The following is a 23,838-nucleotide window of genomic DNA, read 5'->3' on the forward strand; positions in this document are numbered from 1 at the left end:
CACCATTTTGGAGCCAAAGCGAAAATGCCCGCCGACGTAGACCGTTCGGCGGGCAATAAAAGGTACTGCGGGAGCGAGATTACTCAGCAGGGACTTCCACCTGGAAATTCACGGCGCGCGCGGGAACGACGGTGGAAATGGCGTGCTTGTAGACCATTTGCGTGACCGTGTTACGCAGCAGCACCACGTATTGGTCGAAAGATTCGATTTGCCCTTGAAGCTTGATACCGTTCACCAGGTAGATCGACACCGGCACATGATCCTTGCGCAGCGTGTTCAGGAACGGATCTTGCAGAGTTTGCCCTTTATTGCTCATTGGCCAGGCTCCATTTGTTTGTTATTGAGTGGTGACGCGCTTTTTACAGGTGGGGCACGCCGAAACATGTACTCTACAGGGTTTTCCCGGCCCGTGCTACTTGTGTCGGATGCAAAAGATGACACCAGAGTTTTCCGCCGGAAAGGCCCTTCAGCTGGGGTTCAGACGACCTCGGCAAGCGCTTTCAGAAGCAGGTCGCACTGCGCGTCCGTGCCCACTGTAATACGCAGAAACTGGTCGATGCGCGGCAGGCGGAAATGGCGCACGATGATGCTGCGTTCGCGCAGGCCGGCCGCCAGTTCACCGGCATCGCGCGACGGGTGCCGGACGAACACGAAGTTGGCGCTGGACGGCAGCACCTCGAAGCCCAGGGCCTGCAGGCCGGCGGTCATCCGACCGCGAGTCTGGATCACTGCCTGGCGGGTCTGTTCGAAATACTCGACGTCCTCGAGCGCGGCGACCGCGCCGGCCGAGGCCAGGCGATCCACGGGGTAGGAATTGAAGCTGTTCTTGACGCGCTCCAGGCCATCGATCAGTTCTGGACTGCCAACCGCGAAACCGACCCGCAGGCCTGCCAGGGAACGCGACTTGGACAGCGTATGGATGACCAGCAGGTTGTCGTGGCGCTCGGTCAGCGCAATCACGGATTCGGCGCCGAAGTCGACATAGGCCTCGTCAACCACCACCACGGTGTCCGGATTGCCGGCCACGATGCGCTCGATTTCGGCCACGCTCAAGGCGCGGCCCGTGGGCGCGTTCGGATTGGGGAAGATGATGGCGCCGGCCTGACCATGACGGCCCGGCAGGTAGTCTTCGACGTCGATGCGGAAATCTTCCGTCAGTGGCAGGGTCTCGTAATCGATGCCGTACAGGCCGCAATAGACCGGATAGAAGCTGTAGGTGATGTCCGGAAAGCGCAGCGGACGCTCATGCTTGAGCAGGGCCAGGAAGGCATGCGCCAGCACTTCGTCCGAGCCATTGCCCACGAACACGCGGGCCGGCGCCACGCCGACGGCCGTCGCCACCGCCTGGCGCAGCCTGTCGGACGACGGATCCGGATAGAGCTTGAGCGTGTCGTCGCACGCCGCGCGGATCGCTTCGAGCACCTTGGGCGACGGCCCGTAGGGGTGCTCGTTGGTGTTCAGCTTGACCAGGTTCTGAAGCTTGGGCTGCTCGCCCGGCACATACGGACTGAGCGTCCCGACCACGGGACTCCAGAAACGGCTCATGGATCAGCTTTCCTGCGCGTAGGGGTTGTGCGAAGACTTGAATTCGATCCGCAACGGCGTGCCGGCCAGATCGAAAGCGTTGCGGAAACGGGTTTCCAGGTAGCGGCGGTACGAATCGGGCACCGCGTCCAGCGCGTTGCCGTGGATCACCACCAAGGGGGGGTTCTGCCCGCCCTGGTGCGCATAGCGCATCTTGGGACGGAAGATGCCCTTGCGGGGCGGCGGCTGCTGCTCGACGGCGGCCTGCAGCTCTCGCGTCAGCTTGGGCGTGGACAGCTTGGCGAAGGCGGCGGCGTGGGCGGCGTTGACCGACTTGAGCAGCGGCTTGATGCCCTGGCCGCGCAAGGCCGAGATGGTGTGCACGCGGGCGAACGACAGGAAGCGCAGCTTGCGCATGAATTCGCGTTCGATGCGTTCCTTTTCCTCGCCGTCCAGGCCATCCCACTTGTTGACGGCAACAACCACGGCGCGGCCGGTTTCCAGCACGAAGCCGGCGATGTGGGCGTCCTGCTCGGAGATTTCGGTCTGCGCGTCCAGCATCAGCAGCACGACGTTGCTGGCCTCGATGGCCTGCAGCGTCTTGATGACCGAGAACTTCTCGACCGCCTCGAACACCTTGCCGCGCTTGCGCAGGCCGGCGGTGTCGATCAGCGTGTAGCGGCGGCCATCGCGTTCGAAGTCGATCTCGATGGCGTCGCGGGTGGTGCCGGGCATGTCGAACGCGATCACGCGCTCTTCGCCCATCAGCGTGTTGATCAGCGTCGACTTGCCGACGTTGGGGCGGCCGACGATGGCCAGCTTGATGCGGTGGTCGTGCTCGCCCTCTTCGGCCGGTTCCTCTTCCTCGGCGGGCGGCTCGGCCAGGTCCTGCAGCGCGAGTTCGATCAGGTCGACGATGCCGTCGCCGTGCGCCGCCGAGATGGGATAGGGTTGCCCCAGACCCAGCTCGTGGAATTCGGCGATGGCGGCGCCCGCCCCCATGCCTTCGGCCTTGTTCACCGCGAGCAGCACGCGCTGCTGTCCCGACTTGCGCAGCAGCGTGGCGATCTCGTGGTCATGCGCGTTCAGGCCGGCGCGGGCGTCCACCAGGAACACCACCACGTCCGCCTCGGCGATGGCCTGCCGGGTCTGGCGGGCCATTTCCAGCAGGATGCCATCCTTGGCGACCGGCTCGAAACCGCCCGTGTCGATGACGATGAAGGGGATATCGCCCACCCTGCCCTCGCCGTAGTGGCGATCGCGGGTCAGGCCGGAAAAATCGGCCACCAGCGCGGCGCGCGATCGCGTCAGGCGATTGAAAAGGGTCGATTTCCCCACATTGGGGCGGCCGACCAGGGCAACGACAGGCTTGAAGGACACGGTGTAAGGCTTTGTTCTTGAGGGTTTAGTTGGTGCCGATCAGGACGAGATTGCCATTGCCCGTCTGAACCAGCACACCTTGGGAAGTCGTCTGCGGCGGCGACACGACAGCGCCCCCCCCGACGGACAGGCGCGCCATCAGGCTGCCATCGCTGCGCGACAGGAAATGCACGTAACCGTCCAGGTCGCCGACGGCGAGCGCGCCGCCCAGCAGGGCCGGCGAGGTCAGCTGGCGGTTCTTCAGCGCGGCCTGCTTCCAGACGTTGCCGCCGTTGTCCAGCGCGAAGGCGTTGACCACGCTGTTCTGGTCGGCCGAGTAGGCGAAGCGCTGGTCCAGGGTCATGCCGCTGACGCTGGAGAAGTCCTTGGCCCAGATCGGACGGCCGCCGGCCGTGACGTCAAAGCATACGATACGCCCTTGGTAGGCCACCGCGCAAAGCAGGTTGCCCGCGATCTGCGGGGCGCCGACCACGTCGGTCAGGCGCTCCAGGTCGCTGGCGCCGCGCGGGGTGGCGACAGTGCCTTCCCATTGCACGTTGCCGCTGTCGGAGGCGATGGCCATCAGCTTGCCGCCCGGCAGGCCGGTGATGACAAGGCCTTCGGCCAGCACCATTTGCGCGGCGCTGCGCAGGGCCAGCGCCGGGCCGGGACGCTGCACGCTCCAGAGGCGCTCGCCGTTGTTGGCGTCGAAGGCCTGGATGCGGTAGTCGCCGCTGCGGACCACGACGATGCCATAGCCCACCACCGGCGGGATATTGACGTCGCTGGTGGCGCGCACTTTCCACTTGACCTTGCCGCTATCGTCGAACGCGACCACGTCGCCGTCGGGCGAAGCCACCGCGGTGGTGGTGCCGTCGCTGCCGGCGCCCGCCGTCAGCTTCACGCCCGCCTGCGACTTCCAGATGGGACGGCCGCTTTGCAGGTCGAACTTGCCGACCGAACCGTCGGGCGTGGCGGCGTAGACCGCGTTGTTCAGCACGGTGGGCGCGAAGCCCAGGCCGGAACCGCTGCCGATCGACGTCGACCAGACCTGGCGCACCGACATGCCGGCCTTGTATTCGGTCAGGGGAGCGGGGTCGTAACGGCCATCGTCATGGGAAAACAGGCCGCAGCCTCCCAGGGCCAGCAGGCCCGTCAGGCAAACCGCGCCACGCCACGTACGGCCAAAGGCAAATTTACGCATTCCAGTCACGCTCCGCTCAGGGCATCCAGTTTCAGTTGCACGACCTGGGTCAGCGGATTCGCCGTGCCCAGACCATCGATGGCGCTTTGCCATGCGGCACGCGCCTCATCGCGCTTGCCTTGCGCCGCGAGGATATCGCCACGGCGGTCGGCGAACAAGGCGGCGAAGGCGGCCGGCGCATTGTTCAGCTGCCCCAGGGCGGCGTCGTACTGCTTCTGGTCGAGCAGCAGGCCCGCCAGGCGCAGCCGGGCCACGGCCTGCATCGAGGGATTCTTGGACTGGCCGGCCAGCCATTCGAGCTGCTGGCGGGCGCCATCGACATCATTCTGGGCCTGCAGCGCCTGGGCCGCCACCAGCGCGCCACGGGCGGCGTAGCCGGTCGAACCGTACTGGTCGCGCAGCGTCGCCGCCGCGGCCTTGATGCGCACGGAGGAATCGGCGCCGCCCAGCCGGGCCGCGTCTTCGAGCGCTTCGAAATAACCCATGGCCTGGTTCGCCTTGTGCGATTGGTAGGCCTTGGCGCCCCACCAGCCGCCCCAGGCCAGCGCCACGGCCGCCACCAGCGCCGCCACCAGAGTGCCGTAGCGGGCCCACCACGCCTTGATCGCGTCGAGTTTTTCCTGTTCTTCCAGATCGTATGCCATGCTAACCCTTGAGATTCAATACGTCGGCCAAGCCCGCCAACGGGACTTGCTGCTGCGCGGCGTCGCCTTGGGCGTCGGCGCGCAGGAATTTGATGCTGGCGGTCTGCGAAGCCACTTCATCGGCGCCAAGGATAACCGCAACCCGGGCGCCGCTGGCGTCCGCGCGCTTGAATTGGGACTTGAAGCTGGCGGCGCCGGCATGCACCACCACCGCCAGGCCGGCGTCGCGCAGGTCTTCGCCGACCCGGGCGGCCAGGCGCTGCGCCGCTTCGCCCTGGTGCACGACGTAGACCTCGCATTCGGCCGGCGCCTCGACCTGCACGCTTTGCTCCCACAGGTCCAGCAGGCGTTCCATGCCGATGGCGAAACCGACGGCCGGCGCGGGCTTGCCGCCCAGCAGTTCGATCAGGCCGTCGTAGCGGCCACCGCCGCACACCGTGCCCTGGGAGCCGAGGCGGTCGGTCACCCATTCGAAGACGGTCAGGTTGTAGTAGTCCAGCCCGCGCACCAGGCGCGGGTTGAGGCGGTATTCGATGCCGGCGTCGGTCAGGCGCTGGCACACGCCCTCGAAGTGCGCGCGCGATTCTTCGCCCAGGAAGTCGAACAGGCGCGGGGCGCTGTCGGCCATTTCCTGCATGGCGGGGTTCTTGGTGTCCAGCACGCGCAGCGGATTGGTATACAGGCGGCGCTTGCCATCCTCGTCGAGGATGTCGACGTGCTTTTCCAGGTGCGCGATCAGGGCGGCGCGGTGCGCGGCGCGCTCGGCCGGCTGGCCCAGAGAATTCAGTTCGAGGCGCACGTCGGTCAGGCCCAGCAGCTTCCACAGGCGGGCCAGCATGACGATCAGTTCGGCGTCCACATCGGGACCGGCGAAACCCAGCGCCTCGACGTCGATCTGGTGGAACTGGCGGTAGCGGCCGCGCTGCGGGCGCTCGTGGCGGAACACCGGGCCGATCGAGTAGACGCGCTGCGGGCGGTCGTACAGCAGGTTGTGCTCGATCGAGGCGCGCACGATGCCGGCGGTCATCTCGGGCCGCATGGTCAGCGATTCGCCGTTGAGCGCGTCGGTGAACGTGTACATCTCTTTTTCGACGATGTCGGTCACTTCGCCGATGCCGCGCGTGAACAGGCGCGTATGCTCAAGCACGGGCGTACGCACGTTGCGATAGCCGTAGCCGCGCAGCCAGCCGCGCACGATTTCCTCGAATTGCTCCCAGCGGGCGCTGGCCCCTGGCAACAGGTCATTCATGCCGCGGATGGCGGCGACTTTCTGGAAAGCTTGAGTCATCTTGATCATGCCGCCCCGCGCGCCGGCAAGCGCGCCTCGCGGCCACACCCTTTCTTTTAATGAGAGGCGAGCGCGCCGTAGCGACGCGCAACGTAGTCTTCAACGATGGCCTGGAATTCTTCGGCGATGTGGTCGCCCTTCAGGGTGACCGTGCGCTCGCCGTCGACGAACACCGGCGCGGCCGGCACCTCGCCGGTGCCCGGCAGGCTGATGCCGATGTCCGCGTGGCGGCTTTCGCCAGGCCCGTTGACCACACAGCCCATGACCGCGACGTTCATGCTTTCGACGCCGGGGTACTGGGCGCGCCACACCGGCATCTGCCGGCGCAGGTAGGACTGGATGCTATCGGCCAGTTCCTGGAAGAACGTGCTGCTGGTGCGGCCGCAACCGGGGCAGGCCACCACCATGGGCGTGAACGCGCGCAGGCCCATGGTCTGCAGGATCTCCTGCGCCACCACGGCCTCGCGACCGCGGTCGCCGCCCGGTTCCGGCGTCAGCGAGATGCGGATGGTGTCGCCAATGCCCTGCTGCAGCAGCACGGCCAGCGCGGCGGTCGAGGCGACGATGCCCTTGCTGCCCATGCCGGCTTCGGTCAGGCCCAGGTGCAGCGGATAGTCGCAACGCGCCGACAGGTCGCGGTAGACCGCGATCAGGTCCTGCACGTGGCTGACCTTGCACGACAGGATGATGGCATCGCGGCGCAGGCCGAGTTCCTCGGCGCGCTGGGCGTTGCTGATGGCGGACACCACCAGCGCGTCGCGCATCACCGCCTGCGCTTCCCAGGGCTGGGCGCGGCGGCTGTTTTCGTCCATCTTGCGCGCCATCAGCTCGTGATCCAGGCTGCCCCAGTTCACGCCGATGCGCACCGGCTTGTCGTAGCGGCACGCCACTTCGATCATCTGGGCGAAATTGTCGTCACGGCGCTTGCCGCCGCCCATGTTGCCGGGATTGATGCGGTACTTGGACAGCGCCTGGGCGCAGTCCGGGAATTGCGTCAGCAGCTTGTGGCCGTTGTAGTGAAAGTCGCCCACCAGCGGCACGTCCACGCCCATGCGGTCGAGCTGCTCGCGGATCGCCATGACTTCCTTGGCGGCTTCGGGCGTGTTGACGGTGATGCGCACCATCTCGGAGCCGGCCAGCGCCAATTCCTTGACCTGGATCGCCGTGGCGATGGCATCGGCGGTGTCGGTGTTGGTCATGGACTGGACCACCACCGGCGCGTCGCCGCCGATCATGACCGTGCGGTCGCCCCACTTCACCGCCACCGAACGCGTGGCGCGGCGGGGAGCCGCGCCCACGGCGGGCGGCGGCGCATCCTGGCAAGGCAGAGAGGAATCTTGCATCGGCGAAACCGGTATTTACTTGGACAGCTTGGGAAGCCAGTCGAACGCCAGCCACTGCTGCGGCAGCCAGCCCTGCCAGAAGGCATAGGCGACACCGGCGGCAAGCACCAGCACGATGGCGATCAGCCAGCCCCAGGAGGTCGAGGACGCGCGATCATCGTCGGCGCCGGACTGGGGAATGGAATGGGCCGAATGCAGCGCTCCCGGACTCAGCTTGACCGGGCCGGTGACGCGGGCCTTGGGGTCGAGCGAATCAACGATCGCCTGCGAATCGGCGCCCAGCATGCGGGCGTAGTTGCGGATCAGGCCGCGCAGCGAGACGCCGGTGGGCAGATCGCCCCACTGTTCGTTCTCGAGGGCCTCGATCTGCTTGGCCGAAAACTTGATGCGGCTGGACACTTCGTCGAGCGACCAGCCCTTGGATTGGCGCAGCGTGCGCAACGCCGAGCCCACATTGCCCGAACCGCCCGCGCTCGCGGGCGTCTCTGAAACTGCAGAAGCGATATCCTGCGTCATGCATGCACCTGTCTAATTGGTATGGTCTGGCGCTGCGCGGCGTTCCGTTCGGTGATCCGGGTACGGTCGCGCACTTCTCCGGCCAGTTGACCACAAGCGGCATCGATATCGTCCCCCCGGGTCTTGCGCACCGTCGTGATGATGCCGGCGTCCATCAGGCGCTGGGCGAACACCTTGACGCGGGCCGAAGGCGAACGCTTCAGGCCGGACGCGGGGAAGGGATTGAACGGGATCAGATTGAGCTTGCAGCGGATCTGGCGTGCAATGTGTATCAATTCCTTGGCATGCTGGTCGGTATCGTTGATGCCATCCAGCATGCAGTATTCAAACGTGATGAAGTCGCGCGGCGCGAAAGCCAGGTAGCGTTCGCACGCGGCCAGCAACTCCTTCAACGGGTATTTCTTGTTCAGCGGCACCAGCTCGTCGCGCAGCGCATCGTTGGGCGCATGCAGCGACACGGCCAGCGCCACCGGACAGTCCTGAGACAGGCGGTCCATCATGGGCACCACGCCCGACGTGGACACGGTGACGCGGCGACGCGACAGGCCATAGGCGTTGTCGTCGAGCATCAGGCGCAGGGCCGGCAGCACCTGGTCGTAGTTGAGCAGGGGCTCGCCCATGCCCATCATGACCACGTTGCTGATGACGCGGGTGTCTTCGGTGGCGCGGGCGCCTTCCAGGCGCGCGGTGCCGACGTCGGCTTCCAGCACGCGCTTGGCCCACCACAGCTGGCCGATGATCTCGCTGGTCTTGAGGTTGCGGTTGAACCCCTGGTGGCCGGTCGAGCAGAAACGGCAGTTCACCACGCAGCCCGCCTGGCTGGAGATGCACAGCGTGCCGCGGTCGTCCTCGGGGATGAACACGGTTTCGATGGCGTTGCCCTGCCCCACGTCGAACAGCCACTTGCGGGTGCCATCCGACGAGCGCTGCTCGGTGTTGACCGCCAGCGCCTCGATGACGCAACGGGACGCCAGCTGGCCGCGGAAATCGCGGGCCAGGTCGGTCATGGCGTCGAACGAATCGGCGCCGCGCTGGTGCATCCAGCGCTGCAACTGGCGGGCGCGAAACGGCTTGCCGCCCCACTGCCCGACGAGTTCGGACAGGGCGGAGCCATCCAGCCCCAACAGGTTGATTCGTTCGACGGATTCCATGACCAGGGTATTGCTATGACGCTAAAGGAATTTCCGGGAAATCAACGGCTGTGGATGTTGATTTCGGGGAAGAAGAAAGCCACTTCGACAGCGGCCGTTTCCGGCGCGTCCGAGCCGTGCACGGCGTTGGCGTCGATGCTGTCGGCGAAGTCGGCGCGGATGGTGCCCGGGGCGGCCTTCTTGGGATCGGTGGCGCCCATCAGGTCGCGGTTCTTCTGGATGGCGTCTTCGCCTTCCAGCACTTGCACGAACACGGGGCCCGAGACCATGAAGTCAACCAGGTCCTTGAAGAAGGGGCGCTCTTTGTGGACGGCGTAGAAACGCTCGGCGTCGGCGCGCGACAGCTGGGCCAGGCGGGCGGCGATGACCTTCAGGCCGGCTTGCTCGAAGCGGGCGACGATCTGGCCGATGACGTTCTTGGCGACGGCGTCGGGCTTGATGATCGAGAGAGTGCGTTGGACGGACATGAGAACTCCAAAAACGGATACTGACTGGTTTCTATGATTGCCTGGCGTGGCCTGCGCTTGTTGGTGTCACCCTTCAAGCGGCAGCGCGCCATGGGCGCGCAAGCGACTCGGACCCGCTGCGTCACGACAGCGTGTTCCGGGCCGTCCCGGCCGCCTGTGCCAAGGCGGGGATTCGACACTGACAACCCTTCGGAGTGATCCCGCATTGAATGTTCGCTCGGTTCATTGTGCTGAAATCCTCAGCGTTTTTTCAATGAACTTTTGGCGAAATCCCAATGAATTCAGGGACTTCTAAAAGGTTTACAGTAACCCGGTATTCTAACACGCCGATACGACCGCATTACATCTTAAAATGAGCGGTTTGCTTGCCCGTTTCCATCGACCGGGCGCCCTGTCTGCCGGAACCCTGTAATGACTCAAGCCGCTCCCCCGAACGCCGCGTCCGCCGCGACCGACTCCCCGGAACTCTCCAAGAGCTTCGAACCCGCCGAACTCGAATCCCGCTGGTACGCCGAGTGGGAAAAGCGCGGCTACTTCGCCGCGGGGTCGCACGTAAAAACGGGGACCGAAGGCCAGCCTTACGTCATCCAGTTCCCGCCGCCCAACGTGACGGGCACGCTGCACATGGGTCATGCGTTCAACCAGACCATCATGGATGGCCTGATCCGCTACCACCGCATGCTGGGCGACGACACTGTCTTCATTCCGGGGACGGACCACGCCGGCATCGCCACGCAGATCGTGGTTGAAAGACAGCTCGACGCGCAGAAGGTTTCGCGCCACGACCTCGGCCGCGAGAAATTCGTCGAGAAAGTGTGGGAATGGAAGGAAAAGTCGGGCAACGCCATCACCGGCCAGGTGCGCCGCCTGGGCGCCTCGGCCGACTGGCCGCGCGAATACTTCACCATGGACGACCGCATGTCGCGCGGCGTGGTGGAGACCTTCGTGCGCCTGCATAAACAGGGCCTGATCTACCGCGGCAAGCGCCTGGTCAACTGGGATCCCAAGCTGCTGACGGCCGTGTCCGACCTGGAAGTCCAGTCGGAAGAGACCGACGGCCACATGTGGCACATCCTCTACCCCTTCGTCGACGGTCCGCAGACCATCGTCGACAAGGACGGCCAGACGGTCACCCTGCGCGGCATGACCATCGCCACCACCCGCCCCGAGACCATGCTGGCCGACGGCGCGCTGTGCGTGCACCCCGAAGACCCGCGCTACAAGCACCTGGTCGGCAAGGAAGTCGAACTGCCGCTGTGCGACCGCAACATCCCCATCATCGCGGATGACTTCGTCGACCCCGAATTCGGCACCGGTTGCGTCAAGATCACCGGCGCGCACGACTTCAACGACTACGCCTGCGCGATGCGTCACGACCTGCCGCTGATCGTGATCTTCACGCTCGACGCGCACATCAACGAGAACGGCCCCAAGCAGTTCCAGGGCATGGAGCGCTACGAGGCCCGCAAGGCCGTGGTGGCCCAGCTGGAAGCCGAGGGCTACCTGGTCAAGGTCGAACCGCACAAGATGATGCAGCCCAAGGGCGACCGCACCGGCGTCGTGCTCGAGCCCATGCTGACCGACCAGTGGTTCGTCGCCATGAGCAAGCCGGCCCCCGAGGGCACGCTCAACCCGGGCAAGAGCATCACCGAAGTGGCGCTGGAGGTCGTCGCCGACGGCCGCATCCAGTTCTACCCGGACAACTGGACCACCATCTACAACCAGTGGCTCAACAACATCCAGGACTGGTGCATTTCGCGCCAGCTGTGGTGGGGCCACCAGATTCCCGCCTGGTACTCGGATGACGGTCAGGTGTTCGTCGCCCACGATGAGGCCGAAGCCATCCAGCAGGCCCGCGCCGCCGGCGTCACCGGCGAACTCAAGCGCGATCCGGACGTGCTCGACACGTGGTTCTCGTCGGGCCTGGTGCCCTTCACCACGCTCGGCTGGCCCGACAAGACGGCCGACCTGGAACGCTACCTGCCGTCCAGCGTGCTGGTCACCGGTTTCGACATCATCTTCTTCTGGGTCGCGCGCATGGTCATGCTGACCACGCACCTGACCGGCCAGATCCCGTTCAAGCACGTCTACGTGCACGGCCTGATCCGCGACGCCGACGGCCAGAAGATGAGCAAGTCCAAGGGCAACACGCTGGATCCGGTCGACCTGATCGACGGCATCGACCTGGACGGCCTGGTGGCCAAGCGCACCTACGGCCTGATGAACCCCAAGCAGGCCGGCGCCATCGAGAAGGCCACGCGCCGCCAGTACCCGGATGGCATCCCCGCCTTCGGCACCGACGCGCTGCGCTTCACCATGGCCGCCTACGCGACCCTGGGCCGCAACATCAACTTCGACCTGAAGCGCTGCGAGGGCTATCGCAACTTCTGCAACAAGCTCTGGAACGCCACCCGTTTCGTGCTGATGAACACCGAAGGCCACGACCTGACCGGTCCGGACGCGGGCGAAACCTCGTTCGTCGACCGCTGGATCGTCAGCCAGCTGCAGGCGCTGGAAGCCGACGTGGCGCGCGGCTTTGCCGACTACCGCTTCGACAACATCGCCAATGCGCTGTACCGCTACGTCTGGGACGAATACTGCGACTGGTACCTGGAACTGGCCAAGGTGCAGATCCAGACCGGCACGCCGGCCCAGCAGCTGGGCACGCGCCGCACGCTGATCCGCGTGCTCGAAGGCGTGCTGCGCCTGGCCCACCCGATCATTCCGTTCATCACGGAAGAACTGTGGCAGAAGGTCTCGGTGGTGGCCGGCAAGCGCCAGCAAGGCGTGGCCGACAGCGTCAGCGTGCAGCCCTACCCGCAGGCCAACCCGGCCGCCGTGGACGCCGCCGCCGAAGCCGACGTGGCCGAACTGAAGGCCCAGGTCGAGGCCGTGCGCGCCCTGCGCGGCGAGATGAATCTGTCGCCGGCGCAGAAAGTGCCGCTGTGCGCCCAGGGCGACGCGCCCACGCTGACGCGCAACGCGCCCTACCTGGCCGCGCTGGCCAAGCTCAGCCAGGTCGACGTGCTGGACGCCCTGCCCGACGCTGGCGCGCCGGTGCAGGTGGTGGGCACCAGCCGGCTGATGCTGCGCGTCGAGATCGACGTGGCTGCCGAGCGCGTGCGCCTGGACAAGGAAATCGCCCGCCTGGAAGGCGAGATCGCCAAGGCCAACGGCAAGCTGTCCAACGCCAGTTTCGTCGAACGCGCTCCGGCCGCCGTGGTCGAGCAGGAAAAGGCCCGCGTGGCGCAATTCGGCGAGACGCTGCGGACGGTGCGCGAACAGCGCGGCAAGCTGGGCAACTGATCGCCTGACCCGCCGCGCGCAAAGCCCCGGACCCGTCCGGGGCTTTTTTTCGCGGGTATCTTGCCGATGCCTGCCGCGTCCGCGGATGGGGCGCCGGCCTACACGCCGCCGTCCGTCATGCGGTACCACGTGACCACCGCATTGACGTACAGGCGCCGCAGCCCATAAAGCGGGAACGACTTCACCGGCGACAGCGGCACCGGCAGCGCCTGTGCGTCGCCGCTGACGAGGTACTGCGCCATGGCGCGACCCATGCTGGTCTGCAGGCCCACGCCGCGCCCCTGGCAGCCGATATCCACCAGCAGGCCGGGCTGCGGCTCGTGCAGGTGCGGCAGATAGTCGCGGGTGATGGCCACGCGGCCGCACCAGCGGTACTCGAACGGCGTGCCGGTCACCTGCGGGAACATCTTCACCATCACCCGTTCCAGGTGGGCCCAGTCCTGCGGCCCCTTGGGCTCTCGGAACGGCCCGCGCCCGCCCATCAGCAGGCGGCCCTGGTGGTCCAGCCGGAAATAGAGCAGCAAATTGCGGGTATCGGAGGTGACCTGCCCTTCCGGAAAGATGCCTGCGCGCAGGCGCTCCGGCAGCGGCGCGGTGGCGACCTGGAAGGTATTGGCGTCGATGATCGAGGTCTTCAGGCCCGGCAGCAGATCGGCGCCGTAGGCGTTGGTGCACATCACCACGCGGTCGGCAGTCACGCTGGCGCCGCCGGCGGTCGTGGCGGTCCACTTGCCGCCGTCGCGCTTGAGCCCGGTGACGGGCGTGTCGGTATGGATCACCGCCCCCGCATTCAGGGCGGCCCGCGCCAGGCCGCGCGCATAGCTCAGCGGCTGCACCGCGCCCGCGCGCCGGTCGATCCAGCCGCCCAGATAACGATCGGTGCCGATCAGGCGCGCCACCTGCGCCTTGTCCAGCGGCTGTGCGTCGGCGCCGTGGCGCGCCCATTGCGCGGCGCGGGCGTGCGCCAGTTCCAGCGCCGCGGGGGTGTGGGCGCCCTGGATCCAGCCGCTGCGCACGTGCGGCACGTCCATCGCGTGCCGCTCGATCAGGTTGAACACCGAATCGGCGGTGGCGCCGGCGAAGCGCACCAGGCGTTCACCGCGCTCGCCGCCGAACATCGAGACCAGCGCATCGGGATCGTACTTGAGGCCCGGAATGACCTGCCCCCCGTTGCGCCCTGAACCGCCGAAACCGATCTCGCGCGCCTCCAGCACCACCACCCGCACGCCCTGCTCGGCCAGGTGCAGCGCGGTGCTCAGGCCGGCATAGCCGCCGCCCACTACCAGCACGTCGGCCTGCGCGGACTGCGTCAGCGGCTGCGTGTCCGGCGGCGGCGCCGCGGTGGCGGCCCAGAGCGACGGGGAAAGTGGAAACGGCGTCTGCGACATGATGGTTCCTCACATGGGATGCAGCACGCGGCGCAGGAAATCCTGCGTGCGCGGGTGCCGCGGGTGATTCAGCACTTCACGGGCGGCGCCCTGCTCCACCATCACGCCGCCGTCAAAGAACATGACGCGGTCGGCAACCTCGCGCGCGAAGCTCATCTCGTGCGTCACGACGACCATGGTCATGCCGGCCTCGGCCAGCTTGCGCATCACGCCCAGCACGTCGCCCACCAGTTCGGGGTCGAGCGCCGAGGTCGGTTCGTCGAACAGGATCGCCTTGGGCTGCATGGCCAGGGCCCGCGCGATCGCCACGCGCTGCTGCTGGCCGCCGGACAGCTGTGGTGGATGGGCGTCGGCCTTGTCGGCCAGGCCGACGCTGGCGAGCAGTTCGCGGCCGCGCTCCAGCGCCTGCGCGCGCGGCTCGCCCTTCACGTAGATCGGCCCTTCCACCACGTTCTCCAGCGCGGTGCGATGGGGAAACAGGTTGAAGCGCTGGAACACCATCGCCACCTGTGTGCGGATGGAAACAATGGACGCCGCATCGCAGTCCACCAGCTCGCCATCCACGGTGATGCGGCCGGCGTTGTAGCGCTCCAGCCCGTTGATGCAGCGCAGGATGGTGGACTTGCCCGAGCCGGACGGCCCGATCACGCACACGACTTCCCCCTTGCTGACCTCGGCATCGATGCCCTTGAGCACTTCCAGCGACCCAAAGCTCTTGCGCACGCCCTTGAGTTCGATCATTTGGCGGCACTCCTCTTTTCCAGATGCCGCACCAGCAGGATCAGCGGCACGCACATCACCAGGTACATCAGCGCCACCAGCGAGAACACGGTGGCGTTCTTGAACGTCGACACGGCGATCAGCTTGCCCTGCAGGGCGAGCTCGGCCACCGTGATGGTGGACGCCTGCGACGAGTCCTTGAGCATCATGATCATGATGTTGCCGTAGGGCGGCAGCACGATCTTGACGGCCTGCGGCAGCACCACGCGGCGCATGGTCATGCTCCAGCTCATGCCCATCGCCATGGCCGCTTCGATCTGGCCGCGGTCGATGGCTTCAATCCCCGCGCGGAAGTTCTCGGCCTGGTAGGCCGAGTAGGCAATGCCCAGCCCGATGATGGCCGCCTGCACCGCCGTCAGCGCGATGCCCATGTCCGGCATCACGAAGTAGATGTAGAACAGCAGCACGATGATCGGGATGCCGCGCAGCAGGTTGATCACACCCGCGCTGAACTTGGACAGGTACTTGTTGCCGGAGACCCGCATCAGCGCCCACACCAGTCCCAGCAGCGTGGACAGGACCAGCGACCCAAGCGTCACCAGGATGGTGAGCTTGGCGCCCTGCAACAGGATCGGCAGATATTCCGCCGCGTCTTTGAAGAATTCCGTCATGACTCGATTCACCCCAACTGGGCCGCATCCGGGAAGCCCGGTCGCGGCCGGTCCGCGCGCCAGGGCGCGCAGTCCGGGCGGACACCTGCCGTGGCGCCGCGCCCGCCATCAAACGGGCGTCAGCCGCCCAGCCCCCACTTCTTCAGGATCTGGTCGATGGCGCCATCGGCCTTGAGCTTGGCCAGCGCCTTGTTGATGCGTTCGAGCAAGGCGGTGTCGTCCTTGCGCGTGGCCAGGCCCAGGCTGCCCATGACGGTGGGCTGGTAGGACTGCGCCATCTTCAAGTTGGGATAGTTGCCCTGGGTCAGGATGTAGGCGGCGATGGGATAGTCCATGAACCCGCCCTGGATGCGGCCGGCGTTGGCGTCGCGCATCATGTCCGGCGGATTGTCGTAGAGCTTCACCTCCTTGAACACGCCGCTCTTCTGGATCGGCTCGACGAAGGCGGTGCCGACCTGCACCCCCACCGTCATGCCCTTCATGTCGGCGAATGACTTGTATTCCTTGTTGTCGCTCTTGAGCACCATCAGGCCTTCGCCATAGCGATAGACCGGCTCCGAGAAACTCACCACCTGCTGGCGCTGCGGCGTGATGAACATGGCCGCCGAGACGATGTCGATGCGCTTGGAAGTCAGCGAACCGATCAGCGCCGAAAACGCCATGGGCTCGATCTGCACCTCGAAGCCAGCCTCCTTGCCGACCGCTTTCACAATATCGACCATCACCCCCTCGATGGAGTTGGTCTTGGTGTCAAGAAAAGTGAACGGACTGCCGGTGGGCGTGGACCCCACCTTCAACACCGTCTGGGCCTGCGCGGCCGTGGCCGTGGACAATGCTGCGAATACAGAGACAACCAGAGTCTTGAATTTCATGACATTTCCTCATCTAGGCAAAGCGTTCCGGAGCGTGCCCGGACGGCGGATGATCCCCAGTGTCATCGCGCCGATTCACTGCCCGCGCGCTCAAGGCGGCGGTTACGTCACATCCCCCGCGGCTTGATTGATATTCGAGATGGCCCAGATGACTTCGGTCACCTGCGAGCCGGGATTGCGCCAGCGCCGCGGCGTGCTGCTGGCATAGCAGAAACTGTCGCCCTCCTTGAGCAGCACGACGCGGTCACCCACCCAGAGTTCGAGCGTGCCCTTGAGCACCACGCCGATCTGCTCGCCCTGCCCGGTCACGAACAGTTCGTTGCCGGTCGAGCCGCCGGGCTCGATGGTGGCGCGGCACAGGTCCATGCTGCGGCAGGCCGGCGGCGTGTACATCTCCTTGACGATGCCCTTCTCGCGCAGGTCGATATAGCGGTGCGTGCCGGCGCGGGCGACGCGGCCGCCGTCCTCGCCTTCGGTGTGCTCGGCGTTGCGCAGCAAGGCGTTGACCGACACGCCGAACTCGCGCGCCAGCTGGTGCAGCGTCTTGACCGACGCCGAGCTCAGGCCGCGCTCGATCTGGCTGAGCAGGCCCAGCGACATGCCGCAGGCCTGCGCCACGTCCGCCAGCGAGCGGCCGTGCTGCTTGCGCAATTGGCGCAACTGCTGGCCCAGCCACATGTCGACGGCGGACTCAGGGCGACCCGCCGCCAGCGCTGGCCTGGACAGCGCGGCGGCATCACGCGGCACGGGAGAGGATCGGCTCATATGAAAATTTCATTTTTATGTAATTTTCAATACTAAGGAGCGAGCCGAGTCACTACAACCTAGGAGCATCCCTAGGCTGATCGGGTCTTGGAAAAGGGGAAAAGGCTTGCGGACGAATCCCGCGCGATGAACGGCGGCCAGCCGGCCAGGCTGCAGGAACGAGGACGAATGAAGGCCGGAGCGTCCGCATGAAACCAGGATGCCCGCATCCTGGCGCGCCACCGAAAGATGCGCCTCGGCCCAGAATCGGGAGGGATGCGCGCGTCACGAAACCGACAGGAGCGCGTAATGGCGCAAGGCCTGGGAATGCGCCTGCCGACTCAGGAAGCCTTGGACTTGGATCCGCGGCGGCGCTTGGCGGGCAGCGGCGGCAACGGCTCGCCGGCCAGTTCGGCCAGGAAGCGCTCGTCGGCCAGCGACAGCCAGCCCTGGGCGCGGGCCGACTCGATCAGCTCGGGGCGCCGCGCGACGGTCAGCGCCAGCGAACGTTCCCGGCGCCAGCGCGAGATGTTGGCATGGTGGCCGCTGAGCAGCGGCGCCGGCACGGGTGCGCCCTCGTAGACTTCGGGGCGCGTGTAATGCGGGCTGTCCAGCAGGCCGGACAGCGTGTCATTGAAAGAGTCCTGCAGCGCGGAGTCGCCATCGTTCAGCACGCCCGGCAACAGGCGCACCGCGGCGTCGATCACGGCCAGCGCCGCGATCTCGCCGCCGGACAAGACGAAGTCGCCCAGCGAGATTTCATGCGTGACGCAGCGCTCGATGAAGCGCTGGTCGACCCCTTCGTAGCGACCGCAGATGAGGATCAGGCCGTCGCTGGCAGCCAGCGCCTCGGCGCCGGCCTGGTCGTAGCGCTTGCCCACGGGCGCGAGCAGCGCCACCGGGGCCGGCCCCAGGCCTTGGGCCTCGCGCGCCGCCTGGGCGGCATTGACGGCGGCCTCCAGCGGCGCCGCCATCATCACCATGCCGGGGCCGCCGCCATAGGGGCGGTCGTCCACGGTACGGTGGGGATCACTGGTGAAATCTCGCGGATTCCAGGCATGCAGGGCCCACCGGCCCTGGGCATGGGCCCGGCCGGTGACGCCCAGGTCGCGCACCACCCCGAACATCTCGGGAAAGAGTGTCACGACATCGATGCGCATCAGAGATTCGCGGGCCAGTCGCTGTCGATGCGGCGCGCGGCCAGATCGACGGCTTGGATGTGCGCGCGCACGAACGGAACGAGCATTTCGGCGGGCTTTCCCTTGGCGTTCAGCAAGGTTTCGGGGCCGTCGGCTCCGACCTTCTGGCGCAAGACCTTCAAGACGGCGTGAGCGCCGTTATCCAGGACCTCGTCCACCACGCCGATGAGCGCGGCATCGCCGTCCGCCGTGGTATACAGCGAACAGCCAATGAGGTCGACCCAGTAGTATTCGTCTTCTTCGGGCGCGGGGAAGGAACCCCGCGGCGCCTGCACGGAATAACCGCGCAGCGCTTCGGCCTGGTCACGGTCGGCGATGCCGGCCAGCTGGGCCACCACGGTGGCGCCCTGCGAACGGACTTGCACGACCTTGTATGCGACAGGCGCAGACGCGACAGCGCCCCGCGCCAATTCAGGCACAGGGCGAGTCAACCACCATTGAGAAGCTGAGAGCAGCACTTCGGCATTGGCCGAATGCGGCTGCACCTTGACCCAGCCTTTCACACCGTAGGCCGCACTGATGCGGCCCAACTCGATCAAGTCCGCAGGCGCCGCGTTGGAATGTGCGGCATCAGACATGTATCGGGCTATCGGTTTCGTACAGCGTAGCTAGAAACTAGCAGGGTTCAGGCGTGCGACGCGGGCATTAAGCCGCGGCGGAAACCTTGGCCGAGTAGTCCTTGACCAGACGCTCGACGGCCGGCGACAGCTGGGCGCCGTTGCTGGTCCAGTGTTGCACGCGATCCAGCGCGATGCGCAGGTTTTCCGCGCCTTCGTTGCCGACGGGGTTGTAGAAACCCACGCGCTCGATGAAACGGCCGTCGCGACGGTTACGCGAATCGGTGGCCACCAGGTTGTAGAACGGACGCTTCTTGGACCCACCGCGGGCCAGGCGAATCACCACCATAGGTAATCCCTTGAATTAGTTGTGAAAAACGGGAAATTCTAGCACTTAAACAAGCCAGCTGGCAAATGCAGGTGCTGAACATCGGAAGTCGCGGCGCGATTTATACGCGAAAACACCACATATGCACCGCGTACGGGTATTCTACAAAATCCGGGCCGGAGCCCGCCGCAGACAGAGTGTAGCCCGTCACGGGCCGCTGTGCTGCGCGGGGGCGCATGAAAATCGCCCGGCGGCGTTGCCATCCGGGACGCGCCGCCCGACCGGCGCCCTTGGCAAGTGCGTGTGAAGCATTTCCCCGATTGGAGAGATCGGAATGTCACCCTACGCCACATCCTCAAGCCCGCTCCCCCCGGCCGCGCCGCAACGGCGTCGCCCTTCCCTGCTCTCACGCACCGCATGCCCGCGCGAACGTCCCCGTTTTCGCAGGGGCTGATCGCGCCCTGTTTCTCCCCAGCGTTTTCCCACAACTTCCTCTACCGGAGGGTGCTACACCATGAAGAACCGTAAAACTGTCTTCACCCCTGTCGCGCGCCTGGCGGCAACAGGTTTGCTGGCGAGCATGCTGGCGCTGCCGATGGCGGCCGAGGCCCGGGTGGTCGGCGCCGCGCTGACCACCGCCACCGGCAAGGTCACGGCGGTGGATCCCGCCACCCGCACGATCACCCTGCAGGGCGCCAATGGCAATGTGGTGGATATCCAGGCGGGCCCGGAAGTGCGCAATTTCAAGCAGATCAAACCAGGCGATTCGTTGACGCTGGACTATTACGAGTCGGTGGCCGTCGACGTGCGCCCGGCCGGCTCCGGCGCTCCCGAAGTGGTCACCCAGACCGCCGGCACGCGCAGCGCCAAGGGAGCCAAGCCAGGCGGCGCGGTCGGCCGGCAGACCACCATCACCGCCGAGATCTGGCACATCAACAAGAGCGCCAATCTTGTCACTCTGAAGGGCCCGCAAGGCGCGCTGCGCACGATCCAGGTGCAGGACCCGGCAATGCAGGCGCGCCTGGCGAAACTGAAGGAAGGCGACTTGGTGGACTTCACCATCACGCAGGCGGTGGCGGCGGCCATCCATAAATAGACGGCGCGACGCGCAGACGCGCGCCACGGCACGCCAAACAAAAAGGCCAGCCCGTAAAGGCTGGCCTTTGTCATGGAACGCCGGATCAGCGGCGGCGCAGGAAATGCACGCCGCGGCCATCGGCCTCGTGTTGCGCGACCAGCACGTTGCCGGTCTGGCGCGAGAAGGCCTGGAAGTCACGAATGGCGTTGCGGTCGGTGGTGACGACGCGCAGCACCTGCCCGCTTTCCATCTGCGCCAGGGCTTTCTTGGCGCGCAGGATGGGCAAGGGGCAGGTCAGGCCGCTGGCATCCACTTCCTGGTCGAACGACGGCGCCGGCGCGCCGGACGCGTTGTCCATGTCAGAGGCGCTCATCGACCCACTTCTGCACGCTGGCGATCGCGGCGGGCAGCGCCGCCAGATCGGTGCCGCCACCCATGGCCATGTCCGGACGGCCGCCGCCCTTGCCGCCCACCTGGCTGGCGACGAAGCCCACCAGGTCGCCGGCCTTGATGCGGTTGGTCAGGTCGGCCGTGACGCCGCCGACGACGCTGATTTTGCCGTCGGCCGAGCCGGTGGCCAGCAGCACCACGGCGGGCTTGAGGCGGTCCTTCAGGTTGTCGACCATGCCGCGCAGGGCCTTGGGATCGACGTCGCCGATGCTGGCGGCCAGCAGCTTGATGCCCTTGACCTCGACGGCCGCGGAGCTGGCCAGGTCATTGCCGGCGCTGGCGGCGAGCTTGCTGCGCGATTGTTCCAGGTCTTTCTCGAGCTGCTTGACCTGGTCCTGCACCTGCGCGATGCGGGCCGGCAGGTCGGCGGGCGTGCTGCGCAGCATGCCGGCCACCTGGGCCAGCAAGGCGCTCTGGTTCTGCACCCAGGCCAGGGCGTTGTCGCCCGTGATGGCCTCGATACGGCGCACGCCGGCGGCCACGCCGCCTTCGGACACGATCTTGAACAGGCCGATGTCGCCGGTGCGGCTGACGTGGGTGCCGCCGCACAGTTCGCGCGAGAAACCGATGTCGAGCACGCGCACGGTGTCACCGTACTTTTCGCCGAACAGCGCCATGGCGCCGCCCTTGACGGCGTCGTCGTAGGCCATGACCTGGGCCACGGTGGGCTGGTTGGCGAGGATCTCGGCGTTGACGATGGCCTCGACGCGGGCGATCTGCTCGGCCGTCAGGGGCGCGTCCTGCGCGAAGTCGAAACGGGTCTTGTCGGGGTCGACCAGCGAGCCGCGCTGCTGCACATGCGCGCCCAGCACCTGGCGCAGGGCCTTGTGCATCAAATGGGTGGCCGAGTGGTTGCGCACGGTGCGGGCGCGGCGCACCGCGTCCACGCGCGCCAGCACGGTGTCGCCCACCGCCAGCTTGCCCTCTTCCAGCGTGCCGTGATGGCCGAACACGCCGGACTGGATCTTGAGCGTGTCGCCCACGGCGAAACGCACGCCGACCGCTTCGAGCAGGCCGGTGTCACCGACCTGGCCGCCGGACTCGGCGTAGAACGGGGTGGCATCCAGCACCACCACGGCGCTCTGGCCGGCCTGCACCTGCTGTACCTGGGTGCCGTCGACGTACAGGGCCGTGACCTTGACGTTGTCGAGTTCGAGCTTTTCGTAGCCTTCGAAACGCGTTTCCGCGCCTTCGTAGCTCAGGCCTTCGGCCATCTTGAACTTGCCGGCGGCGCGCGCCTGGTCGCGCTGGCGCTCCATGGCGACCTCGAAGCCGGCCATGTCGACGTCGACTTCGCGTTCGCGGCAGATGTCGGCGGTCAGGTCTACCGGGAAGCCGTAGGTGTCGTACAGCGTGAACAGCGTGGTGCCATCCAGCTGGCCGCCCTTGGGCACGTTGGCCAGCGCGCCGTCAAGGATGCGCATGCCGTGTTCCAGCGTTTCGCCGAAGCGCTCTTCTTCCTGCTTGAGCACCTGGGCCACGCGCTCGGCGGTGGCGGCCAGCTCGGGATAGGCTTCGCCCATCTCGGCGACCAGGTCGGGCACCAGGCGGTGGAAGAACGGCTTGGTCTGGCCCAGCTTGTAGCCGTGGCGCAGCGCGCGGCGGACGATGCGGCGCAGCACGTAGCCACGGCCTTCGTTGCTGGGGATGACGCCGTCGACGATCAGGAACGAGCAGGCGCGGATGTGGTCGGCGATGACCTTGAGCGAATTGTTCGCCAGGTCCTTGACGCCGGTTTCGCGCGCGGCGGCGGCGATCAGGTTCTGGAACAGGTCGATTTCGTAGTTGGAGTGGACGTGCTGCAGCACGGCCGCGATGCGCTCCAGGCCCATGCCGGTATCGACACAGGGACGCGGCAGGCGCGGCATGTTGCCGGCGGCGTCGCGCTCGAACTGCATGAACACCAGGTTCCAGATCTCGATGTAGCGGTCGCCGTCTTCCTCGGGCGATCCCGGGGGGCCGCCCCAGATCTCGGGGCCGTGGTCGTAGAAGATTTCCGAGCACGGGCCGCAGGGACCGGTGTCGGCCATCTGCCAGAAGTTGTCCGACGCGTAGCGCGCGCCCTTGTTGTCGCCGATGCGGATAATGCGCTCGGCCGGCACGCCGACTTCCTTGGCCCAGATGTCATAGGCCTCGTCGTCTTCCTGGTAGACGGTGACCCAGAGCTTCTCGGCCGGCAGCTTGTAGACCTGCGTCAGCAGTTCCCAGGCGTACTGGATGGCGTCGCGCTTGAAGTAGTCGCCGAAGCTGAAATTGCCCAGCATTTCGAAGAACGTGTGGTGGCGGGCGGTGTAGCCCACGTTCTCCAGGTCGTTGTGCTTGCCGCCGGCGCGCACGCTGCGCTGCGACGACGTGGCACGCGTGTACGACCGCGATTCCTTGCCCGTGAAGACGTCCTTGAACTGGACCATGCCCGAATTGGTGAAAAGCAGGGTCGGATCGTTGCCCGGCACGAGCGACGACGAAGGAACGATGGTGTGTCCCTTGGACTTGAAGAATTGCAGGAACTGCTGGCGAATCTCGGAGGATTTCATCGTGGATGAAGCAGGATTTAGGCGAATCGTTGATTATAGAGGGTTGTCGCCCGCTTGCACCCTGGGGGCCACCCCAGCGCGTCCCGCCTCGTCCAAACCGCCCCCTGGCGAGGCGCGGCGCGCCTGGGCCGCCAGCCTGCCGCCACGGAATACCAGGGCCTGCCAGCGACCCGCCACCACCACGTACGGATCGCGGTGCGCAAGGGGCAGGACGCGCTCGCCGTCGGCCGCCACGCCCAGGATGGCGGGCAGCGCCTGGCCAGGCGCGAACTGCAGCCAGGTCTCGCGGCCGTCGTCGAACACCTGCATCGGCGCCACGGCGGGATCGCCGGACAGCAGCCAATCGAAGTGGAACCCGGGCGCGGCGATGGCCGATGCCCGCCAGCCCGGCCGCGCCATCGGAGTGCCGGCGGGCGACCACGCGCAAGCGGCCAGGCTCGACAGCGCGCCGGCGAAAAAAAGGATTCTGAACATGCTCCACCCTGCCTGAAACGG

At 66.5% G+C, this 23,838-nt stretch carries 23 protein-coding genes; 2 read left to right on the plus strand and 21 right to left on the minus strand.

What is annotated here, in order from left to right:
• Positions 1-79: 79 nt before the first annotated feature.
• The 10 genes from hfq to ndk all read right to left on the minus strand — a co-directional run bounded on the left by hfq (position 80) and on the right by ndk (position 9,496).
• Complete coding sequence (gene hfq / locus HV742_RS19245; protein WP_006218585.1) at positions 80-316, minus strand: RNA chaperone Hfq; 237 nt, start codon at positions 314-316, stop codon at positions 80-82.
• A 161-nt stretch (positions 317-477) separates the two neighbouring features.
• Complete coding sequence (hisC, locus tag HV742_RS19250) at positions 478-1,545, minus strand: histidinol-phosphate transaminase (RefSeq protein WP_175146162.1); 1,068 nt, start codon at positions 1,543-1,545, stop codon at positions 478-480.
• Between the two features lie 3 nt (positions 1,546-1,548).
• On the minus strand, positions 1,549-2,904 hold the full coding sequence (gene der / locus HV742_RS19255) for a ribosome biogenesis GTPase Der (protein ID WP_054417793.1): 1,356 nt from the start codon (positions 2,902-2,904) through the stop codon (positions 1,549-1,551).
• A gap of 25 nt (positions 2,905-2,929) precedes the next feature.
• Positions 2,930-4,087 carry an outer membrane protein assembly factor BamB gene (gene bamB / locus HV742_RS19260; RefSeq protein WP_049075185.1) on the minus strand — a complete coding sequence of 386 codons (1,158 nt, stop codon included), beginning with the start codon at positions 4,085-4,087 and terminating at the stop codon, positions 2,930-2,932.
• Between the two features lie 5 nt (positions 4,088-4,092).
• A complete protein-coding gene (locus HV742_RS19265; RefSeq protein ID WP_049075186.1) occupies positions 4,093-4,731 on the minus strand; it encodes a YfgM family protein in 639 nt (212 codons plus the stop codon).
• 1 nt (position 4,732) lies between these two features.
• Positions 4,733-6,019, minus strand: coding sequence for a histidine--tRNA ligase (hisS, locus tag HV742_RS19270; protein WP_100508805.1), 1,287 nt, complete (start codon positions 6,017-6,019; stop codon positions 4,733-4,735).
• 56 nt (positions 6,020-6,075) lie between these two features.
• Positions 6,076-7,362, minus strand: a complete 1,287-nt coding sequence (gene ispG, locus HV742_RS19275; protein WP_049075188.1) for a flavodoxin-dependent (E)-4-hydroxy-3-methylbut-2-enyl-diphosphate synthase — start codon at positions 7,360-7,362, stop codon at positions 6,076-6,078.
• A 15-nt stretch (positions 7,363-7,377) separates the two neighbouring features.
• The gene (locus tag HV742_RS19280; RefSeq protein WP_024068348.1) at positions 7,378-7,878 is read right to left on the minus strand and encodes a helix-turn-helix domain-containing protein; all 501 of its coding nucleotides are present in this window, start codon (positions 7,876-7,878) and stop codon (positions 7,378-7,380) included.
• Entirely contained in the window at positions 7,875-9,029 is a 1,155-nt protein-coding gene (rlmN, locus tag HV742_RS19285) for a dual-specificity RNA methyltransferase RlmN (RefSeq protein WP_049075192.1), read from the minus strand. Before rlmN ends, HV742_RS19280 begins: the two co-directional genes overlap by 4 nt.
• 41 nt (positions 9,030-9,070) lie before the next feature.
• On the minus strand, positions 9,071-9,496 hold the full coding sequence (gene ndk / locus HV742_RS19290) for a nucleoside-diphosphate kinase (protein ID WP_006387851.1): 426 nt from the start codon (positions 9,494-9,496) through the stop codon (positions 9,071-9,073).
• Positions 9,497-9,907: 411 nt separating this feature from the next.
• Here ndk and HV742_RS19295 point away from each other — a divergent pair, with 411 nt between their 5' ends.
• Entirely contained in the window at positions 9,908-12,802 is a 2,895-nt protein-coding gene (locus HV742_RS19295) for a valine--tRNA ligase (RefSeq protein ID WP_175146163.1), read from the plus strand.
• A gap of 98 nt (positions 12,803-12,900) precedes the next feature.
• On the opposite strand, the gene HV742_RS19300 is transcribed toward HV742_RS19295, so the two are convergent.
• The 8 genes from HV742_RS19300 to rpsP form a co-directional block, all read right to left on the minus strand.
• A complete protein-coding gene (locus HV742_RS19300; protein ID WP_175146164.1) occupies positions 12,901-14,190 on the minus strand; it encodes an NAD(P)/FAD-dependent oxidoreductase in 1,290 nt (429 codons plus the stop codon).
• A 9-nt stretch (positions 14,191-14,199) separates the two neighbouring features.
• Positions 14,200-14,931 carry an amino acid ABC transporter ATP-binding protein gene (locus HV742_RS19305; RefSeq protein WP_049075199.1) on the minus strand — a complete coding sequence of 244 codons (732 nt, stop codon included), beginning with the start codon at positions 14,929-14,931 and terminating at the stop codon, positions 14,200-14,202.
• On the minus strand, positions 14,928-15,581 hold the full coding sequence (locus tag HV742_RS19310; RefSeq protein WP_006393967.1) for an amino acid ABC transporter permease: 654 nt from the start codon (positions 15,579-15,581) through the stop codon (positions 14,928-14,930). Before HV742_RS19310 ends, HV742_RS19305 begins: the two co-directional genes overlap by 4 nt.
• 119 nt (positions 15,582-15,700) lie before the next feature.
• On the minus strand, positions 15,701-16,453 hold the full coding sequence (locus HV742_RS19315; protein ID WP_024068344.1) for an ABC transporter substrate-binding protein: 753 nt from the start codon (positions 16,451-16,453) through the stop codon (positions 15,701-15,703).
• A 102-nt stretch (positions 16,454-16,555) separates the two neighbouring features.
• Positions 16,556-17,218 carry a helix-turn-helix domain-containing protein gene (locus tag HV742_RS19320; RefSeq protein ID WP_049075201.1) on the minus strand — a complete coding sequence of 221 codons (663 nt, stop codon included), beginning with the start codon at positions 17,216-17,218 and terminating at the stop codon, positions 16,556-16,558.
• Between the two features lie 320 nt (positions 17,219-17,538).
• Positions 17,539-18,357, minus strand: coding sequence for a tRNA (guanosine(37)-N1)-methyltransferase TrmD (gene trmD / locus HV742_RS19325; RefSeq protein ID WP_059269734.1), 819 nt, complete (start codon positions 18,355-18,357; stop codon positions 17,539-17,541).
• Complete coding sequence (rimM, locus tag HV742_RS19330; RefSeq protein WP_175146165.1) at positions 18,357-18,974, minus strand: ribosome maturation factor RimM; 618 nt, start codon at positions 18,972-18,974, stop codon at positions 18,357-18,359. The genes trmD and rimM overlap by 1 nt, the downstream gene beginning before the upstream one ends.
• A gap of 67 nt (positions 18,975-19,041) precedes the next feature.
• On the minus strand, positions 19,042-19,302 hold the full coding sequence (gene rpsP, locus HV742_RS19335; protein ID WP_006387841.1) for a 30S ribosomal protein S16: 261 nt from the start codon (positions 19,300-19,302) through the stop codon (positions 19,042-19,044).
• Between the two features lie 493 nt (positions 19,303-19,795).
• Here rpsP and HV742_RS19340 point away from each other — a divergent pair, with 493 nt between their 5' ends.
• Positions 19,796-20,377, plus strand: a complete 582-nt coding sequence (locus HV742_RS19340) for a hypothetical protein (RefSeq protein WP_175146166.1) — start codon at positions 19,796-19,798, stop codon at positions 20,375-20,377.
• 85 nt (positions 20,378-20,462) lie between these two features.
• Here the strand turns inward: HV742_RS19340 and HV742_RS19345 are convergent, their stop codons facing one another.
• The 3 genes from HV742_RS19345 to HV742_RS19355 are packed head-to-tail and all read right to left on the minus strand — an operon-like array spanning position 20,463 to position 23,817.
• Positions 20,463-20,732: a sulfurtransferase TusA family protein gene (locus tag HV742_RS19345; RefSeq protein ID WP_026383462.1), complete on the minus strand. Its 270-nt coding sequence runs from the start codon at positions 20,730-20,732 to the stop codon at positions 20,463-20,465.
• Positions 20,719-23,343 carry an alanine--tRNA ligase gene (alaS, locus tag HV742_RS19350; RefSeq protein WP_049075208.1) on the minus strand — a complete coding sequence of 875 codons (2,625 nt, stop codon included), beginning with the start codon at positions 23,341-23,343 and terminating at the stop codon, positions 20,719-20,721. The genes HV742_RS19345 and alaS overlap by 14 nt, the downstream gene beginning before the upstream one ends.
• A 33-nt stretch (positions 23,344-23,376) precedes the next feature.
• Entirely contained in the window at positions 23,377-23,817 is a 441-nt protein-coding gene (locus HV742_RS19355; RefSeq protein ID WP_059269732.1) for a TrbG/VirB9 family P-type conjugative transfer protein, read from the minus strand.
• Between the last annotated feature and the right edge of the window lie 21 nt (positions 23,818-23,838).

It is taken from the genome of Achromobacter ruhlandii (genome assembly GCF_902859695.1).
GTDB lineage: Bacteria > Pseudomonadota > Gammaproteobacteria > Burkholderiales > Burkholderiaceae_B > Achromobacter > Achromobacter ruhlandii.